Below are 9,077 nucleotides of genomic sequence, written 5' to 3'. Positions count from 1 at the left end.
GATCCATGGGGCCGACGTGCAGGACCGCGACGGTGCGCCCGATGTTCTCAAGGCCATCCGCTACCGTTTCCCATGGCTGCGCCATATCTTCGCCGATGGCGGCTATGCGGGCGACAAGTTGAAGTTGGCGATGCGCCGTCACGGGCAGTGGACAGTCGAAATCGTTAAGCGCTCKGACAAGGCCGCGGGCTTCGTCTTGCTACCGCGCCGATGGGTTGTCGAAAGAACATTTGCTTGGCTCGGGCGTTGCCGCCGCCTCGCCAAGGATTGGGAAAAGTCCATCGAAAGCTCAACAGCATGGGCGCAAATCGCTTCAATCCGAATGCTCACAAGGCGCATCGCAAGATATTGGATCTACGAATGAACTTATGAATCGGGCTCTAAACGGTTTCCAGGACAAATGCTGACGATCAGTGTCGTCGGGATTGAACGCACGCCTCTTCGCACGGGATCACACCTTCATCGAGATTAGTCTGTTGCGATGCCTTCACAAAGGACGCAACGCTGCTCGTCCGGAAGGACGATGAAGAAAGCAATAATATATACGTCTATCTTTTCGGCGGTTTCCGCATCGACGGTCCGCTTGGTGGGATCGCCGACGCCGTCATTTATTTTGGATCACCCTATCCGCCCAACAGCGGTCCGCGCGCACCTCCCTTCGCCGCCGTGTAATGGCGTCGAGCGGAAAAGCGAGAACCCGGCAATCATAGTCGGTCTGCTCTGACGTCTCTCATTCGATCGAACGCGAGCCGATTGGCTTCGCTATCACGTCATGTATCTGAAGGTCACAGTGCCCTTCAAACAGGGAGACGTCCAGGACAAACGGCAAAGCCGAGCGCTTCATTCAGACGGCACTCAGGGAATGGGCATATGCGAGAGCCTACCAGACCTCGGAACGACGAAAACAGCATCTGCCACGCTGGACCCACACGTACAATTGGCATCGCCCGCACGGCAGTCTAAACTCAAAACCACCCATCAGTCGCCTCGACCTTTCCGAAGACAACCTGTTGAGGCTCCACATCTAGAGCGAGACGTCTCAATCTGTTGAACGGCCTTGGGAGTTTTGTCCTAGGACCGTGCCCGCTAACGAGATCGCCTTGCCCATCGTTCCCAGGGGAACGATCCGATTTGCCTTTTCAGGCAGAACTTTTAGTTCAAGCCTTTCCTCTCCGGTTGTTCGTCATCAAGCTGCGGCGTGGTCGATGTCAATGCCGGCCTGCTTCAGCCGACGCCACAGCTCGGCACCGTTGCAGCAACCGTTGCTCCGATGCTCGTCGAGATGAGACAGGTAGGGATCGAGCGTACCTTCGCGTGTGCGGAAGAGCTCGGCCGCAAACCACGAATTACTTTGCGCACAAGTACTCGGCTGTGCCCGAGACGGCGCACGATCTTCTTGATCGCCATACCATCGTTATGCAAAGCGACAATAGCGGCATTGGGTCCTCGCGCCGCAGAAAGCTTTCATATTGCTGCGTTCGGCAGCACTCAAAAGCCTCCGATCGACGGTTGTTGCGCCAATCGCAGTACGGATGGAACCGGGGCTGCGATCTTGCCTCATCGTATCAGGAACCGCGCAGCCCCTGTCGTTATCAGTCCTGCAACGCGGCCTGGAGCGTTTCACGCCAAGGCGTCGTCGGCCGGCCGATCAATTTGCTCAGCGCCCGGCTGTCATCGTACACGGCGCCCTGCGTTATCTTGGCGTCACTTTCCGAAAGCAGGCCGGGGACAAAAGCCGGTGACCGGCCCCTTCAAGGGCCTGCCGATACTCCGCTTCGGGCAGATCCTTGTAGACTACCGATTTGCTTGTGATCTCGCCGATGGCGGCGGCGAATTCGGGGAGTGTGAACGCCTCGTCGCTGGCCAATTCGATCACTCGGTTCTCCGTAACGCCGTCGGTCAACACGGTCGCTGCGGCAGCTGCATAGTCGGCCCGGCTCGCGTCGGAGACACGGCCGTCCTTCGCGCTACCCAATACGCCGTACTGAACCGCTTGCGGAGCGGACGCCGCATGGTTTTCGGTGTACCAGCCTGTTTCCAGCACGAATCGATCCACATTGTCGTTTTACGCTGACCCAGCAGTTCGCGTAGATTGATGATGTGTTTCAAAGCCTTGAGAGCGGCAACGTGGATCAGCGCGAAGCARAAATACGGCTCAAATCGAACCGACAATCAACAGGCCCGCCCAGGTGTGACTAGCTCTACTAGAAATTACGCATCGGCACTGGGCGATGCAAAAGAGATCAGGATGTTTTCCAGTTCCAAAGAGTGCAATTTCGGCTATGTAGCTGGGTGAGTGAGTGAGCTGTAATCCCTGCAATGCAACGGGTGTCACCGCAGAGCGCATCTGAAGGCCGTTGCGCAGGGGCAATTCGCCTGTTTGTTGCTTCTGTTGTTCGAAAGACTCGCAACAGTTGAAGCGGCTGTAGCAGCGATCCAATACGGCTACGTTGCTATATTTCTAGCGTAAAGTCGAGCGCCGCCGTCCGATCCAAGCTTCGCGGAGACTTGCAAACCACCTCGTTGAGATGGTCGATATCGCCAACGAGAACGACCGTTTCAACCGCCCGCGTTATGGCGGTGTAGAGCATGGTTCTGTCGAGAAGCTTCGATGGAACGATAGGGATGATAACTCTGCGGAACGCCGAACCTTGGGCCTTGTGAACGCTGATCGCCCAACGGCTTTGTCTTGCGATGAGAAGCTGGTGAACGAAGACGGCCTGATACAGCTCGCGCCAATGTAACGTCATCGGACCGGGCAGAAGTGGCTCCTGGTTCAGCGTAGCCCTTCAGTCTTGAAGGGACTGCGCGGCGAATCCGGGTTGGAGATTTCGTACAGGTCTTCGACGACAATCGGCGGCAGCGCACGGACGGGCGACGCAGGCTTCTCAGGATTTGGCGCAAGTTGGCTGTAGAGCGTATCGAGGCGCAGGAGCTTCGCTTCCATCTCGGAGGCCCGAGCGCCGGAAGCATTTCCGGCATATCGGAGCATGTCGGTCACGAAGCTGATCGCCGACGTCCAAGTGGACGTCTTGTCGATATTGGCGACGGCGGCCTCGTTCCGAAGTTGGGCCAGGAACCCAACGAGGCAGTCTTCAAGCGCATCGGCATCTGCGTCGGCAATCAAACGGTCAAGGTAGTCACGGCCATGCTGCCGCTCGACGGCAGCATAGAGCCTGTCCAAGGCAGCAAGATGTTTCCGTCTGGTTGACGGCTCTATGCTTGTCTTGAGCACGTCCGACCAGATCGTCGCCCAAAAGCGTGGAACGCCGGACGGCCCAACGCTGGCCATGCCCGAAAGCGTCTGCGGTATCGATGACGAAGCAAGATTGATTGGCATGGAAATCCGCGATCAAATATCGGGAGCGAACTTTCCATAGCTACGTTAAAAAGCAACACTCGTAACCGCTCTCTATCGACGAAATCCACAACGACGTAGAAAGCGGTTTAAGGCTCAAAAGCAACACTAGCGAAACCGCTCGGGTGTTCCATAATGAAACTTATGCGATATGTTATATCATTACAGCAAGATTTACCTGCTCGCGACGAAAACTTGTCTATGCAAACCCGTTCGCCCTTCGATCCGTCTGCCATATATCCAGGCCCCTTCGATGTTCAGGGGCCGACTTGTTAGCGGGATAGAAACCGCCTCAAGCTTAAGCCGGCCAGTAAAATGTAAGGCGGCATGGCAAGCGAATAGTGGCCACAGTTTAGTTTCAAAAGATTTGGCTTAGCTCCGGCGTCTTTCAGCTTCTGCATGAATCTCCCCGACAGGTCGGGCAAGACCACCTTGTCTCTGTTGGCCAGCACGACGTGAAGATCGAGATCAGGCCGTGCCAAACGATCAACGTAGTTCTCCATGTTAAGTGGACCCCAAGCCCTCCTTAGGTCGCTCAGTTCAATTTCAGGCTCAAGGCTTTCGCGTATATGTCGTGTCGCGCGGCCCGTCCAAACCATATCCGCGAGGCTCCCCGCCGTCAGAAACAACGACGCTTTAGATACAGCCGGATCGTGAGCCGCAATGCACCCGGCAACCCAGGAGCCCAAGCTCATGCCGAGAACCGAAATCTCTCGATAGCCTTCGCTTTTCAACCAACGTATGAGTTTTCGCCCATCACATACTCCTTGCCTCATAGATTGAATCGTTCGACCGAGATTCGCACTGAGCATATAGTCGGCGTGCAAGGAGCTCGGACGTCGGCGCTCGAAGTGATAGGGCATAGCAATCTCAACAACCGTGATGCCAAGCAGTGAGAAAAACTTGGCAATCTGACGATTTCGCGAGGTTGCATTCCAGTGGTGAAAAACTACCATCGCCTTATCGGACGAGGCACTTTCTGTGACCTTCGCCCAGACGACATTATTCTGTTCAACATCGGTAGAAATACCCGATGGAAATTTGAGCCACCCGTCTTGCCTTTGAAAGCCTTGATCGCTTCGACTCGGCTCATCGAAGAAGGCTGGGTCAGCGACAGCCTGATCCGCAAGGCTACAAAACTCATCGAGACTTGCAGTCTCCTTCGCGTTTGGAAAGGCGCGTTCCGTGTCGAGGACGAAATCCGTCGTTTCCTTCCCCTCCTCCCCGCGCCGCGCCCGCCGCTCATCCCAACGATCAAGCCAATTATGATACATTCTGATGATTTCCTAACTCACTCGCTCGCCATTGCCCAAACCCTGGATCAAGCAGGCTGTATATCGCAAGCAGCACTCCAATGCCCAAGAGGATCGAAAAGCCAGCGAATGCGTCGATCAGCAGGTAGCTCGCAAAAAGCAACGCTACGATCGCCGACATCCTCCACAATGGGAAATGGCGCTGACGTCCGACACCTAGACGAATAGAACCGTACAAAAAAACAACACAGGCCGAGATAGCGATAAGCAGGCTGCTGTAATGAGTCGGAATTCTATAGCGAGGTCCGTCGCTCACAGCGTTGCGTACATGGAAGCCTGAAAACATATCGCCGACCAACCACGCCCCAATGTTCTTTCCATTCGACGTTAGGTAGGAGCTTTGGGCCTTCATACATATCGCGATCAGGATCCCCAAAATAGTGCATCGAAAAATTCCGCGCATCACTCGCAGGATGACTTCATTGATCTCGTACCCAGGTTCTACTCCCGGCTGGCTCTTCGATAGCTCTCCGATCTTCCAAAGGTCATGTACCACAGTGTAAAGCAAAATGAGGCCAGCGAAGAATAGATAGAAGCACAAGCACATGTACAGGTAAGCTAGCCATGTGAACACTATCGTCATTGGCACCGATATGACTTCAGGGTGCACAAGTGCTAACTTGCTCCAATCGATAGCATAGTCGCCACCGCCGTTTATCAACGGGATCAAGCACATGCCGATCCACTGAAAAAGACCGGCGAAAAACACACAGATAACAAAGACTGCCCAATAGGTATAGGACGAAGCTTCAACGCTCCGCCCCCAAGCCCTGTCGCTTTCCATCCGACCCAGCGATACAAGCTTCAAACGTCCCTCATGTTTCCAGAATACGAGCAGTTCCGCTGCGAGCGCAAAAAACAGGGGGAGAAACACCATGAAGAGGATTGTCCAATTTGGCGCCCACAGAAATCCAACCTGCTTAACAAGGCCATCCGGGCGCCCATAGGTAGCGTTGTGAATCCCCGTGATATAAGACAAAAACCCAAGAGCTGTGGCGCCCGCAAACACCGACGCCGGTAAGTTCAAAGGAGATCCGTGACAAATAAGCGCCTCCGATCTCCTCGCCAAACTGAAATGCCGACTCGGCTTCTGGGCGTCCATATCCTGTGTCAGGCCTGCCTGGGACTTCGTCTCATCGGCGGTCGCAGTACGCTCCCGATCTGGAGCATCTCGTGCTTCGCCGTTTTCCGCTTTCTTTGAATCTCGCCTCTTAGCGGTCAAGCGAGACTGCGCCACACCAAGCTCTATCTGCCATTCGCTTGTGGCCGCCGGATCATCGCACCCAAAAATCCTTGCCAGCCAACGAATGTTGGAGGTGCTAATTCCTTTGTCGTTCTCTTGAAACCAAAGTTGCACTGTTCGCAGATCGACCCCCGTCGGGTTGGAATCGATCTGCGAAATCGCCTCTGCAAGAAGCTCGGGCGTCCATGGGCCTGCAGGGAACCCGTCGCTGGCCACTGGCCGGCCCGCTCCTGCCGCAGCCAGTTGTTTGAATAGCTCTTTGAAATCACTCCCGTCTTTCGACGGAGAAAGAAAAAGCTTTCCATTCTTTATCAACGGCTTACGGGCCTTGGCTTCGTTTCGCTTCGCTAGGTTTCGTATCTTATCGTGCTTTCGTGCTCAACAGTTTTATTAGCTCGAACGCAACTTAGCGGCGCTTTCAGGATGAGGCATACAATTTTTGGAGTTCGGAATGTCAGCGTCGCGGCGTGCTATGAAGATCGACTTATCAAGCTCGCTACGGGCCATAGTCGCGAAATCATGTCTTCAGGCTGGCCGAGTTGCTTTCTCGGCGCGCCGCATTTCCAACGCGTATCGCGCCTGCGTCCGCACACCTGTCGGTGTGAACCAACCCAACATTCGTATCCCCAATGGGAATTCAGATCGTGGAGGTGGCTTTTGTACAAACATATTGCTGAGGGGTTCGTGCGGACCCCACACGCAGAGTGCCTCGCTGAGAAGGTCTGCGCTCGATCCGAGACCCATTGCCGGTCGATCGGTGCATACAACACCGACAAGCTTCTCGACTTTGGCACCGCTCGTGCAATCCTCAGAGCAACCGATGATGCGCTGCATTTCCGGGTTGAAGCTCAGGACTTCCTGATCTTCTCCGGCGTCCAGACGCTAATACAAGGAAGCGTGGATACTATAACGACAGTTCCGGCAGCAGCCATCGAGTGGCAGACCGCTGGCAGCGTGCCCTTCAGAGATATCCGCGAGCGCCTTATGAATCGGTATAGCTGGCCTGGCGGACGATAGCCTGGCCTCCCTACCGAGCCAACCGTAAGACCGTTAGCGTCGAATATTCAGCTGGTTTGCGCGTCCGATATCCCGGCTCTGTAGCAGGGCCCTGTCCTGCAGTGGCCCGGCGCGCTCGTGGAAGAGCCGGAGCGACGAGGCATTCTCATGGCTTACTCCAAGCGACGATGCGAGCCTCGCGACGTTCCCTCCTTTCAGGTCCGCCTTTTCGGCGGGAGAGAACCGTTTGGTGATCGCCAGCGACAGCGCTTCAAGTTCTCGGCGCAGCCCCGGTTCCACATTCAGCCGGCGGACCTGTTCGGTGTTTTCTGCCCCGAGCACGTCCGATAGCCGCGCCGACGGCCGCGGAATTTCCACCCGCTGTCTCGCCTGCTCCTCGCGATGCTGTGACACGATCTGGTGTCGTTCGAAGTCCATAACGAGACCATAGTCGGCCAATGCCGCCGCGAGCCTCGGCGCGTGGGCTTCCGCCACCTGCCGCTCCGGATTTGGCCCGCGAAGCCATCGCCCCTCCTCCCCGGCCATCTCACCAAGCCGGCCCTCGCGAACATCGGCGCCGGCAGCCGCGCCACTCTGTCCATTGCTGATACGCGCAACCGACGCCGATACTGCCTCGCTATTGCCGAACACCAGTCGCGACAGGTTTTCGATCTCGGCGCGCTTGTCGGACAGCCGTGAGGAGCGTTGCATTCGTTCCCCGATTTCGGATTCCGTGAGGTCCGGTAAATGTCTGGCTGGGACGAGGGCTGTGCCAAGAGCAGGCGCCCGGTTGAGACCCAACCGATTGTCCACCCCAAGGGCCAACTTTCGCTCGTTCTCGGCAATACCCTGCGCGAACCCATCCGCAGCTCGGCGCCGTTCCGGTTCGAGACGATCATGCAGCGCGGCCTCCGTGAGAACTGCCTCCATTATCAACTTGGCCCGGGCGCGGTTCTCGATATCTACGGTCCGAAGCCGCAAATCGTCCCCTACGCCGCGAAACGGTTCTCCGTTCACATCGACGACGGCGGTCGCGCTGATCGCACGTTCGGCAAGCGCCACATTGCGCTCAAGCCGACGCTGTGCCTGTGCGATCGCTGCCGCATATCCCGGCTCGACGATCTCTGACATCGCCTGGTCGGCGGACATGCTTCCACCTGCCACCGCGTTCGCCGCCCGAACGAGCGTCTTGGGCATGCCGGCGGTCTCTGCCCAGGAATCCGCGACGTTGGCGAGACGTGCCATGCGATCGGTCGGGCTGAACACCTCTCGGTCGATCGCCACGCGATTGAGCTCGACCGCGAAATATTCCGTCAGCCGCCGGCGGCTCCCATCCGCCATTTCGACGGCAAGATCCGCCGGTATCCTGTGCGCCGCGGGGAATTCACTGTCACCCTGCTTGTCCTGCGTCGCCCGCGTCGCGACGATCTTCCCATCCTCCGCCAGCAGGCCGAGATCGCGCGCCGCCTCCACCAGGCTCAGCGCCATGTAGCTTTGGGCGAGGCGCCCGACCGCGTACGCTTCGACATTGCCGATCGGCCGGCGCTCGGCGTCACGCACCGCGTTATCGTAGAGCTCCAAGAACAGCCGATGAGCGTCGGCGGGTTTTTGCAGGATCGTCCGTCCCCGACGCTGTCCCTGTTCCCCATCGGCTTCCCGGCGCTGCGCCAGAAGACGGGCGACGTCTTCGTCCGCACGGACCTCCACCGCTGCGATCCGGTCCGCCGGCGCGTTCCGTTCCTCCATGCGTGCCAGCACATGGTTCCAGTCGTCTGCGAAGCGCTGCAACTCGCCGCGCGTCAACGGCCGGGTCTGCTCGCGCTCCAATGCTAGCCGGCCACCCGGGGGATGAGTCCATTGCCTGTCGCGGAATTCGTTGTCGTAGATTGTCGCGCCGCCGCGCGTCCGCAACTGCACCCGATCGACTAGGCCGTAAACTCATAAACGGGCTTCCCCTTTGGGTTTGACGGTGATTCAAGGCTGCCATTGATTTGGGAGCCTAATGATGACCCGTCGCCGCCATGAGCTGACTGATTTGGAATGGAATATTATCGCGCCTTTGTTGCCGAATAAGCCTCGTGGTGTTCCACGGGTAGATGATCGTCGCACCATCAATGGGATTTTGTGGCGGTTCCGCACCGGTTCGCCGTGGGCGGATGTTCCGGAG

General features: G+C 57.2%; 9 protein-coding genes and 1 pseudogene. 4 read left to right on the top strand and 6 right to left on the bottom strand.

What is annotated here, in order from left to right; all coding sequences use genetic code 11:
* Both AC1D06_RS40305 and AC1D06_RS40300 read left to right on the top strand, forming a co-directional pair.
* Nucleotides 1-364, top strand: a 364-nt coding sequence (locus AC1D06_RS40305) for a transposase (protein WP_477991089.1), incomplete at its 5' end; no start/stop codon positions are given.
* Between the two features lie 445 nt (nt 365-809).
* Nucleotides 810-1,028, top strand: a pseudogene (locus AC1D06_RS40300) (integrase core domain-containing protein); the annotation flags it as partial.
* Nucleotides 1,029-1,693: 665 nt separating this feature from the next.
* On the opposite strand, the gene AC1D06_RS40295 reads toward AC1D06_RS40300, so the two are convergent.
* From AC1D06_RS40295 to AC1D06_RS40275, 5 genes are all read right to left on the bottom strand, one after another.
* Nucleotides 1,694-2,044, bottom strand: coding sequence for a Rossmann-fold NAD(P)-binding domain-containing protein (locus tag AC1D06_RS40295; protein ID WP_477991088.1), 351 nt, complete (start codon nt 2,042-2,044; stop codon nt 1,694-1,696).
* A 409-nt stretch (nt 2,045-2,453) separates the two neighbouring features.
* The gene (locus tag AC1D06_RS40290) at nt 2,454-2,750 is read right to left on the bottom strand and encodes an ATP-binding domain-containing protein (protein ID WP_477991087.1); all 297 of its coding nucleotides are present in this window, start codon (nt 2,748-2,750) and stop codon (nt 2,454-2,456) included.
* A 26-nt stretch (nt 2,751-2,776) separates the two neighbouring features.
* On the bottom strand, nt 2,777-3,340 hold the full coding sequence (locus tag AC1D06_RS40285) for a hypothetical protein (protein ID WP_477991086.1): 564 nt from the start codon (nt 3,338-3,340) through the stop codon (nt 2,777-2,779).
* A gap of 290 nt (nt 3,341-3,630) precedes the next feature.
* Nucleotides 3,631-4,632, bottom strand: a complete 1,002-nt coding sequence (locus tag AC1D06_RS40280) for an alpha/beta fold hydrolase (RefSeq protein WP_477991085.1) — start codon at nt 4,630-4,632, stop codon at nt 3,631-3,633.
* A complete protein-coding gene (locus AC1D06_RS40275) occupies nt 4,622-6,229 on the bottom strand; it encodes an RcgA family putative transporter (RefSeq protein ID WP_477991084.1) in 1,608 nt (535 codons plus the stop codon). Before AC1D06_RS40275 ends, AC1D06_RS40280 begins: the two co-directional genes overlap by 11 nt.
* Before the next feature lie 108 nt (nt 6,230-6,337).
* Between AC1D06_RS40275 and rctB the strand changes: the two genes are divergently transcribed.
* Nucleotides 6,338-6,931 (top strand): SMa0974 family conjugal transfer regulator, encoded by a 594-nt coding sequence (rctB, locus tag AC1D06_RS40270; protein ID WP_477991083.1) that lies wholly within the window; start codon nt 6,338-6,340, stop codon nt 6,929-6,931.
* A 33-nt stretch (nt 6,932-6,964) separates the two neighbouring features.
* On the opposite strand, the gene AC1D06_RS40265 is transcribed toward rctB, so the two are convergent.
* Nucleotides 6,965-8,713: a zeta toxin gene (locus tag AC1D06_RS40265; protein WP_477991082.1), complete on the bottom strand. Its 1,749-nt coding sequence runs from the start codon at nt 8,711-8,713 to the stop codon at nt 6,965-6,967.
* Between the two features lie 202 nt (nt 8,714-8,915).
* On the opposite strand from AC1D06_RS40265, the gene AC1D06_RS40260 reads away from it, so the two are divergent.
* A partial coding sequence (locus AC1D06_RS40260; RefSeq protein WP_477990326.1) for a transposase occupies nt 8,916-9,077 on the top strand: 162 nt, incomplete at its 3' end.

It is taken from the genome of Rhizobium sp. P2_G2 (assembly GCF_056403555.1).
The sequence above is the reverse complement of the archived record's forward strand: the minus strand, read 5'-3'. Positions and strand labels throughout refer to the sequence as shown.

Bases quoted from the DNA above. Each gene is read 5' to 3' on its own strand.
- rctB (WP_477991083.1), top strand. From the start codon at position 6,338: ATGAGGCATACAATTTTTGGAGTTCGGAATGTCAGCGTCGCGGCGTGC.
- AC1D06_RS40285 (WP_477991086.1), bottom strand. From the start codon at position 3,340: ATGCCAATCAATCTTGCTTCGTCATCGATACCGCAGACGCTTTCGGGC.
- AC1D06_RS40290 (WP_477991087.1), bottom strand. From the start codon at position 2,750: ATGACGTTACATTGGCGCGAGCTGTATCAGGCCGTCTTCGTTCACCAG.
- AC1D06_RS40280 (WP_477991085.1), bottom strand. From the start codon at position 4,632: ATGTATCATAATTGGCTTGATCGTTGGGATGAGCGGCGGGCGCGGCGC.